This is a genomic window from Clostridium sp. KNHs205 (assembly GCF_000702945.1).
Lineage (GTDB): Bacteria > Bacillota > Clostridia > Lachnospirales > Lachnospiraceae > Anaerocolumna.
In genome coordinates, this window is sequence record NZ_JNLE01000003.1 from 2886448 (window position 1) to 2906289 (window position 19842).

General features: G+C 39.1%; 15 protein-coding genes. 12 read left to right on the forward strand and 3 right to left on the reverse strand.

Features of this window, described 5'->3' with window-relative positions; translation table 11 throughout:
* Positions 1-176: 176 nt before the first annotated feature.
* On the forward strand, positions 177-1349 hold the full coding sequence (locus BR73_RS0111930; protein WP_051685164.1) for a serine hydrolase: 1173 nt from the start codon (positions 177-179) through the stop codon (positions 1347-1349).
* Between the two features lie 32 nt (positions 1350-1381).
* Positions 1382-2257, forward strand: a complete 876-nt coding sequence (locus tag BR73_RS0111935; protein ID WP_197032657.1) for a M23 family metallopeptidase — start codon at positions 1382-1384, stop codon at positions 2255-2257.
* Between the two features lie 6 nt (positions 2258-2263).
* Here BR73_RS0111935 and BR73_RS0111940 read toward each other — a convergent pair whose 3' ends face one another.
* Entirely contained in the window at positions 2264-3793 is a 1530-nt protein-coding gene (locus BR73_RS0111940) for a helix-turn-helix domain-containing protein (RefSeq protein ID WP_033165706.1), read from the reverse strand.
* A gap of 170 nt (positions 3794-3963) precedes the next feature.
* Here BR73_RS0111940 and BR73_RS0111945 point away from each other — a divergent pair, with 170 nt between their 5' ends.
* From BR73_RS0111945 to BR73_RS0111965, 5 genes are all read left to right on the forward strand, one after another.
* The gene (locus BR73_RS0111945) at positions 3964-6777 is read left to right on the forward strand and encodes an acetoacetate decarboxylase family protein (RefSeq protein ID WP_033165707.1); all 2814 of its coding nucleotides are present in this window, start codon (positions 3964-3966) and stop codon (positions 6775-6777) included.
* Between the two features lie 99 nt (positions 6778-6876).
* On the forward strand, positions 6877-7653 hold the full coding sequence (locus BR73_RS0111950) for an SDR family oxidoreductase (protein WP_033165708.1): 777 nt from the start codon (positions 6877-6879) through the stop codon (positions 7651-7653).
* A 415-nt stretch (positions 7654-8068) separates the two neighbouring features.
* Entirely contained in the window at positions 8069-9325 is a 1257-nt protein-coding gene (locus tag BR73_RS0111955; protein ID WP_033165709.1) for a hypothetical protein, read from the forward strand.
* An 89-nt stretch (positions 9326-9414) separates the two neighbouring features.
* Entirely contained in the window at positions 9415-10116 is a 702-nt protein-coding gene (locus BR73_RS0111960; RefSeq protein WP_033165710.1) for a response regulator transcription factor, read from the forward strand.
* Entirely contained in the window at positions 10106-11491 is a 1386-nt protein-coding gene (locus tag BR73_RS0111965; protein WP_033165711.1) for a HAMP domain-containing sensor histidine kinase, read from the forward strand. Before BR73_RS0111960 ends, BR73_RS0111965 begins: the two co-directional genes overlap by 11 nt.
* Before the next feature lie 173 nt (positions 11492-11664).
* Here BR73_RS0111965 and BR73_RS0111970 read toward each other — a convergent pair whose 3' ends face one another.
* Together BR73_RS0111970 and BR73_RS0111975 are read right to left on the reverse strand one after the other, a co-directional pair.
* Positions 11665-11868, reverse strand: a complete 204-nt coding sequence (locus BR73_RS0111970) for a cold-shock protein (protein WP_033165712.1) — start codon at positions 11866-11868, stop codon at positions 11665-11667.
* A 539-nt stretch (positions 11869-12407) separates the two neighbouring features.
* Positions 12408-13298, reverse strand: a complete 891-nt coding sequence (locus BR73_RS0111975; protein ID WP_033165713.1) for a VOC family protein — start codon at positions 13296-13298, stop codon at positions 12408-12410.
* Positions 13299-13639: 341 nt separating this feature from the next.
* Between BR73_RS0111975 and BR73_RS0111980 the strand changes: the two genes are divergently transcribed.
* From BR73_RS0111980 to BR73_RS0112000, 5 genes are all read left to right on the forward strand, one after another.
* Complete coding sequence (locus BR73_RS0111980; protein WP_156034701.1) at positions 13640-14131, forward strand: GNAT family N-acetyltransferase; 492 nt, start codon at positions 13640-13642, stop codon at positions 14129-14131.
* A 155-nt stretch (positions 14132-14286) separates the two neighbouring features.
* Positions 14287-14853: a TetR/AcrR family transcriptional regulator gene (locus BR73_RS0111985; protein WP_033165715.1), complete on the forward strand. Its 567-nt coding sequence runs from the start codon at positions 14287-14289 to the stop codon at positions 14851-14853.
* A 102-nt stretch (positions 14854-14955) separates the two neighbouring features.
* Positions 14956-17334, forward strand: a complete 2379-nt coding sequence (lon, locus tag BR73_RS0111990; RefSeq protein WP_033165716.1) for an endopeptidase La — start codon at positions 14956-14958, stop codon at positions 17332-17334.
* Between the two features lie 115 nt (positions 17335-17449).
* The gene (locus tag BR73_RS0111995; protein ID WP_033165717.1) at positions 17450-17653 is read left to right on the forward strand and encodes a DUF1858 domain-containing protein; all 204 of its coding nucleotides are present in this window, start codon (positions 17450-17452) and stop codon (positions 17651-17653) included.
* Between the two features lie 450 nt (positions 17654-18103).
* Entirely contained in the window at positions 18104-19639 is a 1536-nt protein-coding gene (locus BR73_RS0112000; RefSeq protein ID WP_033165718.1) for a diguanylate cyclase, read from the forward strand.
* The last annotated feature ends 203 nt before the right edge of the window (positions 19640-19842 follow it).

Consider the following 19842-nt stretch of genomic DNA (forward strand, 5'->3'; position numbering starts at 1 on the left):
ATAGTATCATACTAATGTAGAGCCAACAAGAAAATTGTAGATTTTATATTCTGTTGGTGATGCGTTTACTTCTATTTGGTTTTAAGGAATTATACTTATAATTATAAACTAATACAAATAGAAAGGATACCACGATTGCAATTAATAGCCCCCTTATTAATTGATGGTAAAAGAAAATGAGAACTAAAAATAAAAACAGAATAAAAATTAATAGAATTAAAGGAAAAGTAAATATAATCATTCTGGCAACCCTGATACTTGTTAGTATCGGAGGTTTGTCTGCTATAATCTTTGGAATTAGTCAAAGTAAGAAACCTTCCTCGGTCCTGGAATTTATTCAGAATAATCCTGAAAAGGTATCCCTTTCAATTCTTAACAATGATAATTCATTGATACAATACCAGGCGGACCGTAAAATGCCCTTAGCAAGTGTTGCAAAAATAATTATTGCAATTGAATATGCCAGACAGGCAGCTGATAAGAAGATCGATCCTGACAGCCGTATTTCTCTTGAGGAGATCAACCGTTATTACATTCCAAAGCTTGACGGAGATGCCCAGCCACAATGGGAAGAATATTTAGAACAGAATAAAAAAACAGAAGCAGGGACAGTAGCTTTAAGAGAAGTGGCAAAAGGAATGATAGACTTTAGCAGCAATGCAAATATGGAATACCTGATAGAACTATTGGGATTGGATCAGATTAATAAGAGTCTGACAGAGCTGCAGTTAACAACCCACGAAGCCATATACCCCTTTTATGCCGGTCTTTTGATACCGGGCAGTTTAATGGAGGAGTACAATGGATTATCGCAGGCAGACAGAGTAGAAAAAGTTAAGGTACTTTTAAGCAACATGCCACAGGAGGAATTTGCAGAACTGGCAGTCCTTGAACACAACAGGCTTAAAGCTGATAAGGATGGAAGCTATCAGAAATCCAGGCATCTTGAGGAATGGTATGATCTGGAATTTGACAAAATGAATTCTGACAGGATGGTTGCAGCAACTTCAAGAGAATACGGTGAGCTGTTAGGGAAAATTAATAGTGACAGCTACTTTTCTGATGAAATGAACATCTGCTTAAGGGAAGTAATGGAAGGACCTATGGAAAGTGAAGGAAACCAGGAACTTTTTAAGCATCTGGGATTTAAAGGCGGTTCAACGAACTATATCTTAAATACAGCCATGTACGCCAGGGATAAGGAAGAACAGACGGTGGAAATTGCATTCTTTACAAATAATCTTACAGAGAAAGAATTCAAAAGGTTATCACAAAATATGAATGATTTCTTGTATCAGATACTTACAGATGAAGCCTTTCGTTTAAAAGTAAGAGATACCTTAGAGTAAGAGATACCTTAGAGTAACAGACAGGAGCAGTTATGAAAAACAGACTTAAAAACTTTGGGTATTTGAATTTGATAGTTTTACTTATTCTTTCCATTATGTGGATAGCAGTATTTTTTGTAAAAGGCTTACCGGGAGCAGTTTCCTGGGGTGTGCTTAAATTGATAATTCCCTTTGCAGGGCTTCCTGCAATTCTTATTAATATATTATTAATAGTAATAAATCTCATCAGAAACCAAAGCATCAGCCGTAGAATAGCAGGTTTGTTAGTCAGCGGAATCGCTATATTTCCAATCCTGCTGACTATGAATGTCCTTCAATTTGCTTATCCAGCAGATATAAATAAAGTAACACCTGCAGTAACCGTAGCCTGGCCTTTTAAGGAAGAGGCTGTAATAGGATTCGGCGGTAACCGCGAAGAGGATAATTTACCCCATGCCGTCTGGGCTTCGGAGCGCTGGGCATATGATATTGTAATGAAACCCTATACCACTGGCAGTAAAGATCCAGACAGTTACGGAATTTGGGATAAGGAAGTGTATTCTCCTGTTTCAGGAGTAGTAGTGGAAGCCTATGATGAGGAAGAGGATATACTGGCAAATACAGAAGAGTTCATATCCTCAGAAGGCAATCATGTCTATATCAGGATAAACACAACTGGTACATACCTCCTTCTGAACCATCTGAAAAAAAACAGTTTGGTAGTAAAGACAGGGGATGAGGTAAAGACAGGTGATTACATTGGCCGTGTGGGAAACAGCGGCTCTACCTCAGAACCTCATCTGCATATTCACCACCAGCGGCAGAATCCAACCAAGATGCTGTTACCGGTTTTTGCAGAAGGGCTGCCTCTATATTTTAAAGGAATAAAAGAGCCAATGTCGATTAAAGGAAGTGTAATTAAGCCTTAATATATATTAACCCCATTCAATATTCGTATTCAGTTCATTATAGCGGTCCACTAAAAAAGATAATCGAAGAAGGAATAAAGTATTAATATCTGTAAGGTCAATCCCGCAGATTTCCGTGATGCGGTCTAAGCGGTACACCAGGGAATTACGATGTATAAACAGGCTTTCAGAGGTCAGCTTGATGTTACAGCCCTTTTCAATATAGACACACAAAGTTTTATACAGCTGTGAATTATTGGCATGGTCATATTGTCTCAGAGCTGCCAGGGAGGGATGACAGAAGCTCCCCAGCTTATCAGGAGATTTTGTTTCTGACAGCAGATGAAAAAACTGATAATCCTGATAAAAACAAACAGGTTCCTCGCTTTTTAACTTCTGTCCAAGCTCCAGAGCAACGAAAGCCTGATCAAAATGGCTAACAAAATTCTCGATATTTGTAAAGGGATAGCTTACTCCGATACGAACATATTCTTTCTTTGCAAGGTCTCTTAATAATTCAGGCAGTTTATTGAACAGGTCAGACTCCTCCACTAAAGGAATGACTGCAGCTATGCCATTTTTATGATAGGTTACATGAGTGTCGGCAATTCTGTGTTTTAGTGCTTTAGAGGTATAATTCTTAAGATACTGCTGTCCTAAATATCTGGCAGGGCGAAGATACAGAGCCAGCATTCTGCCAGGAAACTTAAGGCCTGAAAGACGGGTGGCAATGTCCTTGGCAGGAGCTCCTATCAGCATGCTGTATAGTAATTCATGATAACGGCTGTTGCCTTCAAATAAATCAGGTGTATAGTAAGCTATGGTATAGCTGACAGCATGGCTTATGGTACTAAGCATCTCAAAATGAGAGGGAAGAAAGGGATTGTCTCCTTCGATCATTAACAGAAATCCAATCTGGGTTTTATTATGAAAGACTTTGCAGCAGATTTTACGGTTGGAGGATTGACTGCATACGACTTCAAAGGCAGAAGTTGTCATGGAAGCGTTTTTAATTGCTGTTAAATCCTTAACAGCATTAATGAATTCATAACTACAATAACCCTGGACAGTATTTTCTATCCATAAGGGATCAAGGACCGGTATGGAGACAGATTTGGCAATAATCTTAAAGTTCATATCACAGAATACCAGAAAGTTGCCAAGCCTTACAGAGGCTGCATCAATTACTGCTTCAATACTGCGGGAGCTGTCTGCCAGGGCAGTAAGTTCCTCGAAAATTCCCTTGCTGCGGGTAGTTTCAATCAGATTCTTAACCGTATTAAACAGGGAGAAGAGCTCCTCCTCCGCCACCATAGCAGCATTACAGCCAGTGGTAAGGGGAAGGGGAGCAAGGCCTGTACTGGCAAAAATACAATGGGCGGGAGACACCGGCTTGTTAATTTGTTTATCATAACCAAAATATAAGGTGTTCTTCCGGGTATTGAGATCTTTGCCGTCTATCAATGCAATATCCTGTAACTCCGTATCTTCACCTTCACTTACTATATCTATGCTGTATTCCTCGGATATTCTTTCGATTAGCTTTTTAAAAGTCATAATAACCCCCAATTGTTTCTATAAATATTATCTCCTGATTATTTTAGTGCATGGTAACCAAATTGTCAAAGTTTTATCATTCATCATACACGTTGTGAATTTAACTGTAATCCTGTATTCTTATGTTATCAACAATGTTATAAATTTAACAAAATCGTTGGAGGTACAGAATGTATAACAGATTATTTGAAGCGGGAAACATTGGCAAGGTAACCCTTAAAAACCGCTTAGTCATGTCTCCCATGGGCTGCGGCCTGGCTAACCTGGATGGAACGCCCTCAGAGGATATGATAGCGTTTTATGAGGCGAGAGCAATTGGAGGAGCGGGATTGATTATTCCTGAGATTACCCGTATAAATGATATAAACGGAGCTGGTCTTATGAGACAGTTATCCGTTACCAAAGACAGACATATAGAACCGCTTTCAAGGCTGGCAGAAGCAGTACATAAGCATGGCAGCAAAATATTTATTCAGCTCCATCATCCGGGACGTGAAACCGTATCCGCCCTCCTTGGGGGACAGCCGGTAGTGGCACCTTCAGCCATACCCTGTAAACTATTAAATCAGGAAACCCGCGCATTGACCACAGAAGAGGTAAAGCAGTTGGTGAAGCAGTTTGCAGCCGGTGCCGGAAGAGTGCAAAAGGCCGGCTGTGACGGTGTGGAATTACATGCTGCCCATGGATACCTGCTGCATCAGTTCCTATCACCCTACACCAATAAAAGAGAGGATGAATACGGCGGAAGCTTCGAGAACCGTTTGAGGATTATCATTGAAATCATCGAAGGAATCCGTAAAGAGTGCGGACCTGATTTTCCCGTTGGTGTACGTCTAAGTATTGAAGAATTCCTTGATAAGACTGGGGTAACGGAAGAGTATATTCATGTGCAGGATGGCGTTAAGATTGCCATGGCACTGGAACAGGCAGGAATTGATTTTATTGATCCAAGCTGTGGACTGTATGAAACCGGAATGACCTGCATAGAGCCAATTTCCTTCCCTCAGGGTTGGAGACGTGATTTCCTTAAGGCTGTAAAAAGCCATGTGAAAATTCCGGTAATTGGTGTTTCTGTTATCAGGGAACCTGCTGCAGCTGAGAAGTTTTTAGAAGACGGTGTGGTTGATTTTGTCTCTATGGGCCGTTCCTGGAATGCAGATGAAGAATGGGGTAAAAAAGTTCAGGAGGGAAGAGAAAAGGAGCTGCGTAAATGTATTTCCTGTCTGCGCTGCTTCGAAAGCTTAAACGAATATAATGCTGCAGGCTTACCACCTGAATGTGCCTTAAATCCCAGATATGCAAGAGAGAGAAAGTACGGAAACCTGGTTCGTGACACCAAAGGCCACCGGGTTGTAGTAGTCGGTGCAGGCCCTGCCGGTATGACAGCAGCACAGACACTTGCACTAAGAGGAATGAAAGTAACTTTAATGGATCGCCAGGCAGAGCTTGGAGGAACCGTTAATCTGGCGAAAAAACCTCCACTTAAGGAGCGTATGCAGTGGATTGCTGACTATTACGGCAATGAATTTGAGAAGCTTGGAGTGGAAGTCTTACTGAATACGGAAGCAGATGCAGAAAGCATTATGGCCTGTAAACCGGATGCGGTTCTGCTGGCTTCCGGTTCCACTTCCATCATTCCTGGCAAAATACCAGGCATCAATGGTAAAAACGTGTATACCGTAGAAGACATCCTATCCGGGAAGGAAGTCCTTAAAGGCAGGAAAGTTGTAGTAATCGGTGCAGGACTCACCGGCCTTGAAACCGCAGAATACCTCTGTGAAACAGAAAATCAGGTGACGATTATTGATATGCTTAATACGCCTGCACCAAATGCCAACCATACCAACGTTGCCGATGTGTGCGGACGTCTGGCAAAAGCAGGGGCACAGTACCTGTTAGGACATTCCTTAAAAGAAATTAAGGAAGACAGTGTTATTCTGGAAAAGCTGGATAACAAAGAAGAAGTAAAAGCTGCTGCAGAAGCAGTCGTTCTCTCTCTTGGCTTCCGTCCCGACAGAACACTGGTATCTGAACTGGAATCCGGAGGAACTACGGTGAAGCTTATAGGAAGTGCTATAAAAGACGGCAGTATCGCACCGGCAACCCGTACAGCTTATGATACAGCCGCAAGCTTGTTTACCTCAGAAGAGAAGTTACCCAGTTTTAAGGTATCAAAGGAAGAACTTCCAAACTTCGGTAAGGTTTCTCTGATGGACAATCAGGAGGGAATCTATATCAGTTACCTGACAGACCCTGCAGCCATAGAGAGAATTCTTCCCCCGCCGTTAAAACCTTTCTCTATGCCGGTGGTTACCTTATCAGTCTGCCATGTAAATAATCCGACCTTTGCAGATGATTACTATGAGGCAATACTGGGTGTTTATGCAACCTACGGAAAAACCTTGGGCCTGTATACCATGGGTCTTGTACTGGGAGGCCCCGGAGCAGAGATGGCTGTTCAGTGCGGCAGGGATAACGGAAGTATTCCCAAGAAGCTGGGCGGAGAATTTGTAATCAGGCGAAACGGTGACACCGTAACAGCAGGAGTTACCAGAAGAGGAACACAGCTGGTTGATATAAAGATGAATATAGGCGAGTATAACAGTCCTATGACCGCAGCTTTATACCAATTCCCGGCAGCAGGCAAGCAGACCTTTGGAGGCGGCTTCTATTTCCACTTTGACAGACAGCCTGATGAAAATGGTGCAGCTCACTTTATGAACGGTGCTCTGCTCATGAATCAATGCGAATATAATTATAAATCCTGGGAACCCGGTACTGTAGCAATGAATTTAAAATCCAGTATTGATGATCCTTGGGCAGAACTTCCCATTAATACCATAATTGGCGGGGCTTATTCCAAGAACAGCCTGTTGGTACATAAGCTGAATCTGGTAGAGAAATTAGAGGCAGAGGAAGTAATTCCCTACCTGCTGACCGGACGTTATGACCGTACAGCGTTTATGGAAACCGGACGAATTTAGTTACTGGTGATATGGATAATTGAAAGTATAGAAGCAAAAATCGAAAAGTCAGCAGCATAAGTAGATGCTTCAATAATATAAATGAAAGGAATTAAAAACATGGAGAATTTATTTGATTTAACGGGAAAAGTAGCAGTAGTAACAGGAGCAAGTTCCGGACTGGGAGCAGATGCAGCACTTGCTTATGCCAAAGCCGGTGCAGATGTAGCCCTATTGGCAAGACGTTACGATAAGCTTCAGGAATTAAAAGCAGTAATCGAGAGTACAGGACGAAAAGCCCTTGCAGTAGCTTGCGACGTTACCAAAGAAGAGAGTGTGAAAGAAGCTATGGAAACAGTGTTCAATACCTTTGGACACGTGGACATCTTATTAAACAATGCCGGTATTGCAGTACGGGGCGGTGTTGACAGCATGACAGAAGAGGAATGGGATACAGCTTTTGATACCAATGTAAAAAGCATATTCTTAACCAGTAAATACGTAATACCAAAAATGAAAGAAAAAGGCTACGGAAAAGTGGTAAACATAGCTTCCGTAAATGCAGTGGTAGCTGATAAAAATGATATGTTTATCAGACATTCCTACAACTCCTCTAAATCTGCCGTACTTGGTATGACGAAAGGAATGGCAGCTTCCTATGCAAGATATGGCATAACAGTAAATGCTGTTGGACCTGCACTTTTTGAATCCGAAATGACTGCCGGAACACTGTTTAAATCAGAGCAATTTCTGGCTGCCTATAATGCAGCAAATCCTGCAGGCCGTCCAGGCAGAAAAGGTGAATTAAACGGAACGATATTGTATCTTTCCAGTGATGCTTCCAGCTATGTACAGGGACAGTTTATCATTGTAGACGGCGGCGGTTCAATTGTTTAGGAGTATCAATCTGAGATTTTATGTTGAGCTAATAAGCCGAAAATCAGGGTTCGTTTAAATATAGTTTACACAAAATGAATTACAGAGCTCTGTGTTCATTCAGATAATTGAATTAAAATACACAAAACACATTCAATCATAGTTGCACATTGATTGAATGTGTTTTTTATGCTGTCTTGTTTCATTATATTGCTGCATATTTCTTAAATTTACAGAATTAAGATATCAGTTACCCACACGAATCCTTTTTTTAAACAATAAACTATAGGCCTGGTAAATTACACCAGAAAATATTGTAACCTTTTTGTAACACATTTTTAGTTTATATACTGTATAGTGTAGATATTCCGGAAGTGTTAAAAAGAATAATCAGGAATATCAAATTGAAAGTTTGATATTCACGAAAGGAGATAATATGCGTAAAAGATATCCTGCGATTCTTTTAAGCATCGCATTAATAGGAAGCCTGGCATCGGGCTGCGGTAAGACAAATGACGTAACCAGTCTTTTAGAGACACCGACAGTTTATGGTGAAGAACAAAATAGAGTAGAAACTGTTATAAAGGAGTATCTTCCGGTGGAGGCTCAGTATGTAACCGCAAGAGATGACCTGCAAAAGCAAAGTATTTTTACAGAAGATATTAATCAGGACGGAACGGCTGAAATATTTGTATTGTACCGGGACTTAAAGGACAATCAGCAGATAAGGCTGCTGATGTTACAGGAAACAGAGGGAAATTATCAGAAGAGTTTTGATGAGGGACTATCCATTAATTCACTTCTTACCTTTCGAATTTCAGATCTTACCGGAAGCGGAAATAAGGAAATTCTTATAGGAGGAACAAATTCAGAAAATGATACATTAAATCAGTTGTTTATCTATGAATATGACGGCAGTAAGCTTAAGAAGAAAATTGACCGAAACTATGAGGGGATGGATATTTGGGATTATAATAGAGATAAAAGCCCTGAGGTTCTGTTACTTGACGGTGAAGCCGGAAAGGAACAGCGGGCAGAGTTGTTAAAGTATCAGAAGGGACAATTAGAAGTCATCTCAACGTTTACCCTAAATCCAGACGTTTCCTTTGAAAATATCGTTCCCGGTAATTTATCTGGAGGAGAAAGAGCTTTATTTGCTGACGGAGGAATAGGTGCTCATTCCATGCTTACACAGATTATTACATATGAAGACGGAAAACTTGTCAAAATCGGGGATGACCAGGACAAAACATTATTTAAAGCATACCCTGCCTATAGCCGGGATATCAATCAGGACGGTGTTATAGAAGTGGCCGGAATGTATATTCCAAAAGGTTATGAAGATGCAGCATTTGCAGAAATACCTTTTATCTACACCTATGTGGATTATGATATGGATGGAACCACAAAGCTGATTGAGGAACGGTACGAGGACCATGGACAGCAATTTTTTATTAAGATTCCGAAAGAATGGAACGAAAAAGTTACTGTAAAAAAATCAGAGAATGGGGTTTCCTTGCTTAGCACAGAAGATGACAGCCTGTTATTTGAGGTCAGCTGGACTGCAAAAGCTGCGGAATTTGATGGAGTCAAACTTGCAGAAACAGAAAATACCATCTTTTATACAAAAGAGAAAGTCAACCTGCCCATTCCAAAGGATGCTTTTCAATTATTTACAGAAGAATTAGATTGATTAATAAAAGTACAATTTACACTCAAGCTAGCGGCAGAGGCGCATCTGCTAACTGATACTTGCAGGAATGGGTGTTAAAGTGAGGTAGCATGAAAACAATACTTATTGTCGAAGATGAACTGTCCATCCGAAGTTTTATCAGGCTTAACCTAAGGAAGAAAGGGTATGAACTCTTTGAAGCAAGTTCGGGTGAAGAGGCTCTTGTTTTATTTAAGAGCAATAAAATAGATATTCTTCTATTGGACTTAATGCTTCCTGGAATGGACGGGTACCAGGTGTGCGATAAGATACGAAGCACCAGTCAATCTGTGGGTATTATTATACTTACTGCCAGAACCCAGGATGAAGATAAGGTAAAAGGTTTGATTCAGGGGGCCGATGATTATCTGACGAAACCCTTCAGCATGGCGGAATTAGAGGCAAGAATCATATCATTGCTGCGTCGGTTGGATTATAAAGAAAATCCAATGAAAGAGGAGTATATTACTTCCGGTCCTTTCCTTCTGGATACAGCTAACAGAAAGCTTTCCAGAGAGGGGAAGGAGATTAAAGTAACTCCAACAGAATTCTCACTACTTTATTTTCTGGTAAGCCATAAGAATAAGGTGTTTGATCGTGATGAAATATTGAATGAAATATGGGGTATTGATTATATCGGTGACGGTAAAGTAGTTGATGTTAACGTAAGACGTCTTCGACGTAAAATAGAAAAGGATCCCTCTAACCCTGGATACTTGTGTACAGAATGGGGTTTGGGCTATCTATGGAGGGAACAGGGAAATGAAGCGTAAAATCAGTCTTTATTTCATGCTCATCATCTTACTTACACTTGGGCTTGTTATACTGGGTTTCTGGATGGGTATCAGGTATTATTTTTACAATGGAATAGTAAATACCTTTCAAAATAAAGTTCAGACTGTTGAATATCTTTGGCCTGATCAAAGTAATATAATTGGTGGTTCCTTCTTAAAGGATAGTGATAATATCCTAAAAAGCTATCAGGTAAGAGGTACTAAGCTGGAGCTGTTATCAAAAAGCGGAAAGCTTCTCCAGTCCTCTGACGGTTTCTACAGTGAAATTACCTATCAGATAAATCCAAAAGTTATTCATGCTGAAATCATATATAAAATAGAGCAGCAAAGCAACCATGAAAAAATAATGACGGTTTATGCGCCTCTCCTATACGGGGGGCAGGTTGTATATATCCTACGTTATTCAACATCCCTAAGCAAAACAGAAGATATAATCAATCATCTAATGCTGTATGCCCTTAGTATAAGTGCAGTCATTGCAGGAATTGTATTTCTTGTAAGTCTGCAGCTTGGCTCCTCTTTTGTCAGACCCTTAAATGATATTATAAGCCTGACGAACAGAATGGCAGAAGGAAAATACAAGGATAAAATAGATAAAATATACCCCAATGAGCCAGGTGATATCGTAAGAATATTAAATTACATGGGAGATGAGATTCAAAAAACAGATCAGCTGAAAAATGAATTTATCTCATCAATCTCTCATGAACTGAGAACTCCTTTAACCGGAATCAAAGGCTGGGTGGAGACTATGAAGGAGCCGGACAGCTTAACTAAGGAGGAACTTGTCTTCGGGATGGAAATAATCAGTGAGGAAACGGAACGTTTGATTGGACTTGTTGAGAATCTGTTGGATTTTTCCAGATATCAGTCGGAACGATTTCAACTGATAAAAGAGGAAGTGAGCTTAGATAAACTAATAGACGACGCTGCATTTCAATTAAGAAAGAAAGCGGAGAGCAGGAATATTGACTTAAAGGTTACAACATGCCCGGTCAGTATTCTAGCCGACGGTGACAAACTAAAGCAGGTAGTATTGAATGTATTGGACAATGCAATTAAATTCTCGCATCAAAATAGTTCCATTCGAATTGAACAATCTGTAGAAGAAGAGCTGGTAGCAATAAAAATAAGTGATACCGGGATTGGCATCAAGGCAGAGTATATTGCTGATATTACAGAATCTTTCTACAAGGTAAATCCTAAAATTTTGGGAGAGGGCCTAGGGCTTGCCATATCAAAGAAAATCGTAATGTTACATGGAGGTACACTTCAGATAGAAAGCAAATACGAAATAGGAACATCAGTAAATATTACTTTACCAAGAATTAATGATGAAAAGCAACTACAATAAAACACTAAATCAACGATATGTAATATTAGTAAAAGAGCAGCTGTATTTGAAGCAGCATTCATATCTGTTAACAGAGGATTATGAAGTTGCATAAAGGCTGTAACAATTATAAAATAAGAACCCCGGACCTTCTAAGAAGATCCGGGGTTCTTATTGGTATAACGAAATGAAACTTAAGCTATTTCTACATTAACAGCCTGTAAACCACGAGGTCCGTTAGTAATTTCAAAAGTTACATTCTGGTTTTCTTCTAAAGTCTTAAAACCATTAGAAACGATTCCGCTGAAATGTACGAATACATCTTCACCGTTCTCACTGTTTGTGATAAATCCAAAACCTTTTTGTGCGTTAAACCATTTTACTGTACCTTTGTTCATGAAAGATACCTCCTAATAATATTAAATTGTGAATATTTTGGGTGAAAATAAAAAATCACATATTTGTGCAAACCATTAAATGTTTAATGACTTACAAAAATATGTGAATCAAATTTGCATCTAAAATAACATAGATATAATATCATGAATATTATCAGGTGTCAATACTTTATCTTAAAAAAATTATTGTAAATTTCTTGATATAGAAATTATAATAATTTATCAGCGTTTAGACGAATAAAGTTCTTACCTGCTGATAACTGTCAGACAGTACTGCCTTGCTATATGTTTACTTACTGCATCATGCAATTACACCGATACTGGGCGTTGGTGTAATTGCATGATGTTGCTTTGTTGCAGCAGGTATAAAAACATATTTACTGCTGACACCTAAAGCCGTTACACCTCAATCCTTCGTCTTCCTATTGTGTAAATCTCAGGTACAGTGATGAAGCAAGAAAATTATGCAAAGCAGTACTGGTAACAGTTAAAGGAAAATCTGTTAGAAAAGCCTGTAGTAATCTATAAGCCATTATCTCTTATTCTTCAATTCCAAGTTTAGCTTGTTCAATTTTTTTAATATCCAGTTTTCGCATTTTTAAGAAAGCTTTGGTTATCTGGTCAGCCTCTTCTTTTGTACTGTTTCTCAATATTTCATTCATGATAGTGGGAACGATCTGCCAGGAAACTCCGTATTTATCCTTTACCCAGCCGCAGGCTTCAGCTTCAGGAACCTGGGATAGTTTCTCCCAGTAATAATCGATTTCTTCCTGCGTATCACAGCTGATCATAAAGGAAAAGGCTTCATTAAAGTTTTCCACACCGCCGGAACCATGATCCATCAGAATAAATTGAAGGCCGGGTAAGTTTAATTCACCGTAGTTGATTTGAGGTCTTGGGTCCTCCATCTCACCTTTACCATAACGGTTTATATAACCAGCAGAAGAACCGGGGAAGATGGTAAGATATTCGTTAAGTGCTGTTTCAGCTTTACCGCATACATCCGAAGCGAACAGCAGACAGGGACGAAGCCGCTGATGCTCTGTAATATCTTCTACCAGGAATAGCTGCCAGTTAACGCCGTATTTATCTTCCAGCCATACATAGTGTTTACTGAAAGGATATTCTCCTAAAGGCATAAGTTCAGAGGCACCCTCCGATAAATGGGAATAGAGCCTGTCCACTTCTGCAGCCGTTTCACAGGCTACTATCAGGGAAATAGAAGGATTAAGTGAAAAGTAAGGACCTGCACTGATAGCAGAGAAGGTAACATCAGCCAGTTTAAAATCCACAGTTTCCACATCCCCGGAAGGTGTATCATGAAGTTCTCCGATATGAATAATCTCAGAATTTTCAAACAAACTTACATACCATTTTGCTGCTGTAACAGCATCCTTGTCAAACCATAAATGCGGAACGATTTTTTGCATATAAATGTCTCCTTTTTTAAGAATTCTGAGGTTTTATAACAAATTTATTTTTTATAAGATAAATGTTAACGTTTATCTTACTGATAAAAAGAATCTGCATACAACCGTTTTTAATATCTGAAAGCAACGTAGATCTATTTATATATTAACACAGCCTTATTTAAAAATATAGACAAATGGATTTAACTTTATACTATTGATTAGCTGATAATATTCAGTTAATAAATATCTATTGACTTTGACGCGACGTTAAAGCTTATGATTTTTCATGTAGACCAATGAAAGCTTTAATAGAAGCTTATTGAGTATACGCACATTATATCATGGGAGGAATACATAGTATGACAGAGAATATTACCTTTGAACCAATGGGAAGCCAGGATATTGAAGCATTAACAAAAATTGCAAAACGAGCTTTTGATGAAGACAGCAGGATGCATACAAACAAAGCAGAAGGTGGCCCGGAAGGGTATGATGATGGCAGTTTCTTAAGAAAATGGGGGTTGCACCCTGATTCTACAGCCTTTAAAATCTTTAAAGATAAAGAGCTGATAGGAGGAATCATACTATGGATTAATGAAAATAAGCATAATTACCTTGGAACAATTTTTCTGGATCCAACGGAAGAAAATAAAGGGATCGGAACAAGGGTATGGAAGCTGGTGGAAGAAAGATATCCGGATACATTGAGCTGGAGCACGGATACTCCTATTTTCAGCAAGAGGAATCATAATTTCTATATCAATAAATGCGGTTTTCATTGTGTAAAAATCGAGAAACCTATGGATTTAGAAGAAGGCTCCTATTGCTTAAAGAAAGAAATGAAGTTGTAAGATAAGACAATAGTAATGATAACCAGGTTGCCGCGCAAACCACCTTTATAAGAGTTGCCGTAAGCATTTATTTAAGGTACAATAGTATCGTAATGAAAAAACTATTGACAATAAATGAATGATCGTTTATTATAAAACCATGTTGAGGTGATATCATGAGAAAAAAAGACGATGAGAAAGAGAGAAGCATAAAAGATGCAGTTATTAAACTGATCCTTCAAGAAGGCTTTCATGGTGCTTCCATCTCAAAAATCGCGAAATTGGCGGGGGTTTCGCCGGCAACAGTTTATATATATTTTGATAATAAAGAAAATATGCTGCAGGACATTTATACGGAATACTCGGAAGAAATCTTTGATTATCTCCTAGACAGAGTAGACATCAAAATGACCGGACAGCAGTTGCTGGAAGTGCTTATCAGAAGTTACTATAATTATATTTTGGAGAATAGAGAGATTTACAGCTTTGTGGAGCAGTTCTCCAACTGTCCCTCCCTGGCCAATGGCTGTTCCGGGAGAAAGAAAATCTGCAACATTCACAGTCTTATGAAGGAAATGAAGCAGAAGCAGGTTATAAAAAATTACAGTGATGATAATTTGCTTGCGATAATTTTCTATCCTGTCAAAGCAATAGCAGCGGATAATCATAAAAGTGAAGCTGAAAGAGCAGATTTGCTAAAGGAGATGATACTAATCATACAGGAAGCTATATTGATACAATAAATTCCAGCGAGATAATTTTGTTGATTTGACAAAGAGATCTCGCAATTATTTAACAGTATAAATAAATGAATATTCATTTATACCAAGGGAAAGGATGATAGTATGTCAGATAATTATAATAATAGCCAGGGAGTTGTCTTTCCTGTTTCCAATTCAGTCTTATTACCGGGAGTTGTAACAAAGGTTAATATAAAAACACCCGATGAGCTGCAATTAAGATATCTGAATAATGAAGATATCACAAAAATAATCCTGCCGCTAAAGCAGAATTTTGGACAAAAAGGATTAAAAGAAGAGGATTTTTATCGAACCGGATTAACCTTTCAGGTGAATGAACTGGAGAAAACAGAAAGAGGTCTTTTGCTCACTGTTAAGATAGAAGACAGGGTGGAGATCAAGGAACTGCATTTTCTGAATGGCCTGATTCATGGAGAGTACGAACTCAGTCCTGAAATTACAGATCTGGATGATAAGAGCAAAGAGGAAATGCTTGATTATCTGAAGAAGGTAATCCGGGAAATCAGCGCTAAGTTCCAGGGTGGTGAACAATACAGCCGAATTGTGGATGAGTTTAAGGACTTAAATACCCTTATGGTATATCTTAGCCAATATATGTCTATCTCAAATGATGAGAAGTATGAATTACTGGAAATAGAATCATTAAAGGCCAGAAGCTTAAGGTATATGGACCACCTGTTAAAACAGAAGGAAGCCATTGAACTTCAGCTTCAGATCTCTGAGAAGTTCTCAGAGAAGGCCAATAAATATTACCGGGAGTCCGTGCTCAGAGAACAGCTTAAAGTGATCCAGGATGAGCTAAATGAAGGGAAAGACAGAGGCAGCCAGAAAGATAAGGATTTCCTTGCAAGAATCAAAGAGGCAGCCATGCCGGCGGACATTGAAAATACAGCCTTAGAAGAATTGGACAAGTTAGAAGCCCAAGGACCTAACAGTTCAGAATATAACGTAATCCGTAACTATCTGGAGCTTCTGATCTCACTCCCCTGGAGAAAGGCGGAGGCAAAGCCCATTAACCTTGAGAGAGCCAGACAGATACTGGACGAGCAGCATTACGGGCTTAATAAGGTAAAAGACAGAATTATCCAGCACTTGGCAGTTATGAAGCTGAAAAATGATAAACGTGGCTCCATACTACTCCTTGTAGGACCACCCGGAACGGGTAAGACAAGTCTCGGTAAGAGTATTGCAGAAGCACTTGACAGAAAGTATATCCGCTTAAGTCTGGGCGGTATCAGAGATGAAGCTGAAATCAGAGGCCACCGCAGAACTTATGTTGGTGCAATGCCCGGAAGAATCATTCAAAGCATAAGAAAAGAAGGCTCTAACAATCCGGTCATGGTTCTTGATGAAGTAGATAAGCTGGTGGCCGGCGGTTATAGCGGAGATCCTGCCAGTGCCTTGCTGGAGGTTCTTGACCCTGAACAGAACAATACATTTACCGACCATTATATGGACCTTCCATATGATTTGTCCGATGTATTCTTTATAGCAACCGCCAATACCCTGGAAAGCATTCCGGGTCCTTTGCTGGACAGAATGGAAGTAATTCAAGTATCCAGCTACACCATGGAGGAGAAGTTCCATATTGCTAAGAATTATTTACTTCCCGCTGTATTAGAGGAACATGGTTTGACGGAAGAGCATCTGGTAATGGAAGATGAAGTTCTTCAGAAGATTATTAATGATTATACACTGGAAGCCGGTGTCAGAGGTCTGAAGAAGCAGCTGGCAGCACTTGCAAGGATAACTTCTGAGAAAATCGTATCCAACAAAGTGGAAATCCCGTATCAGATAAAAGCAGCTGCATTGGAGGAGTTACTTGGAAGACAGGTATCAAGGCATGACAGAGCACAGCAGGACAATCCTCCGGGAGTTGTAACCGGACTTGCCTGGACACCAGTAGGCGGTGAGATTCTCTTTATCGAAGCCACGGACATGCCGGGAGGCGGAGCTGTGATGTTAACCGGAAAACTTGGTGATGTTATGAAAGAATCTGCACGAATTTCCTTAAGTTTATTAAAATCCAGGCTGCCCCTTAATTCCGTTAACTTTAAAGAAAGGGATCTGCATATTCATGTTCCCTCCGGAGCAGTGCCAAAAGACGGACCATCAGCAGGTATAGCCTTGTTTACCGCATTAGCTTCCCTGGTTACCGGTAAAAAAGTAGATTCAAAGATTGCCATGACCGGTGAGATCACCTTAAGAGGAGCAGTACTTCCCATTGGCGGACTGAAGGAAAAATTGCTTGGCGCTCAGAGAGCCGGTATCAATAAAGTTCTCATTCCAAAAGATAATGTGATTGATTTAAAGGATGTTCCAGAGGAAGTAAAGCAGCAGCTCACAGTAATTCCGGTAGAGACCATTGAAGATGTATTAAGAGAAACCTTGGAAATCTCACTGCCCAGGATTGAACATGTCTTCAGTCAGCAGGTTATGGGCGGATTAGCGATAGAAGTTTAATTAATTGCTTTCAAACATTTCACACTCTTTTTTGCAGAACCGCAAAAAGCTTGAAGGTATGTGGAGATAGTGAAATCAATAAAAACATGTGCAAAGGCACAAGATAGGAGTTAATATGAAATTACAGGTAACAAAGGATACCTTAATAGGTGAAGTTCTAAATGCAGATAATACCACTGCTCCTTATTTTTTCGAAATGGGTATGCATTGTCTGGGCTGTCCCGCTTCTTCTGCTGAAAGTCTGGAGGATGCTTGCGCCGTACATGGTGTTGAGGTAGAGGAACTGGTAAATCAGTTAAATGATCATATAAATAAGTAATTAGTAGCAATTCTGTTTTTAACAGATTTATGACAGATTAGTGTAACCATAACAGAGGATGTCCCCAGAAGTTTTCTTAAGCAGGTATTAGATTCAGTATATCGAATTCAATGATTCCTTATTCCGTATCTGAAAACTGATTTTAAGTAAAGATAACTGGTGCCATCCTCTTTTTTCAATAAGAATCATATTGTATATTATATTTCTTGAATTTTATCATTTACTTTAGGTGGTTAAATAGCAGAAAAAGTATCAGAAATGCCGACAGAAGTATGGAATATTCTCATAGCTTTGAATACGTAATAGTTTAGGCTTGCTTCCCAATGGTACTTTAGTCTATAATAGAGTACATAATATCAATAGAAATAAATAAAAAGAAAAGCATCTGTATGTCTGAGAAGAGGGTACATGGTTATTGGTGACCTCTTTTTTGACTGTAAAGACATATAATTGGAGGCGTGTATTATCAAACGTAAATATACTTTATTTACTTTAGCTATTTTAAGTATTCTTTGCGGTGTTCTGATAGGGTTTTATCTGTTCTCGTTGGATAAAATCAGCAATATCTATATCAGCAAGACCCAGGAAACTGTTTATAATATGAAAAAAGATATTCTTAAAGACACCGTTAACAACATTATCTCGGAAATTGAAGTCAGAAGGAAAACAAAAGTAAATTATCTGGAAAAGTTCATGACCAGAACAGCGGCAGTACTCAAGCTGAAGACGGAGCTTTCTGAAGCTGAATTCAATAATTTCATTATTACTTTTTTTAAGGGAAATCCGGACTATGATTTCGTACAGGTAGTTCTATGGGATACCAGGGAGAATAAAGCTATTTATGATCCTTTGAACCTGTCAAAGGGCAATTGGGAGGATACACTAAAGGAGGTAGTACCTGAAATGGCTACCTATCGTTTAGTGACTCATGGTAAAAAAATTATCTTCCTTGGTATAAGCAAAGAATATTCTAATCAGCTGGTAAAAGCTGAGGTTTCTGATATTATAAGAAGTACCAGATTCGGTGATAATTCTTATGTATGGGTTCATAAGATAATTAATTATACCGGTGGTGATAATTATGCAATACGGATTGTTCATCCGAATCTTCCGGAAACAGAAGGAACATATCTTTCTACTAACACAAAAGATATCAATGGGAATTTGCCTTATCAGACAGAGCTGCAGGGTATCAATAAAAATGGAGAGCTGTTCTTTACTTATTACTTCAAGGAACTGGAAAGTGACAGAATATCTGAGAAACTGACCTATGCCAAGTTATACAAAGATTATGACTGGGTTATTGCAATGGGGATGTATCTGGATGATATTCAGGAGGACATTGATCTGATGAACCAGCAGAGCAAAACGCTTGTATCCCGGCTGATGCTGGTATTGCTGCTGGTCTTTGTCATTATACTGCTTATTAGTTATTGTATCATAACCCTAATAGAAAAAATACGTTACCATAATACCAGTAAGCTAATGGAATCGGAGATGAATCAGGACATTCTTACCAGGGCAGGTAATCGCAGAAGCGGTACAATTGATATCAATAAAGCCTTTAAATCGTATCAGAAAAGTGATGCAGACCCTGTCATTATGATGTTTGATATAGATCATTTTAAAGGGATCAATGACGAACACGGACATGCAACAGGGGACCTGGTGCTGGTGGAAATCGTGAATGCCACCAGCGGTATTGTAAGAAGCTCAGACAAAATTATTCGCTGGGGCGGAGATGAGTTTATCATAATATTTAATGGCCTGCAAAAGAAAAATGCCCTGGCTTTTGCCCAGAGTATTTTATCTGTTATATCAGCGTTAGAGATATCTGTCGGAGAAACGGTTATAAAACCAACCATATCAATCGGTATTTCCTTCTTCCAAAAGACAGATACAGAATCCATGGATATTTTAAAGAGAGCTGACCGTGCACTGTATTTATCGAAAGAAAAAGGTCGAAATCAGGCTAACCTTCTATAAGCATATAATGCAATTAAGTTCCTTTGGGTTCATAGCCCATCTGTTTTTTAATTGTAATGCCAAAAACATGCAGATAAGTCAGGTATCCTCAAAAAGTCCATGCGGGAGTAGTTTACTAAATCCATATAGTATCATAAATAGAAAGATACTGCCGGATTTATTCATTAAGTAAATAAGCTTATGTGCTGAAGTTAATTCTATAT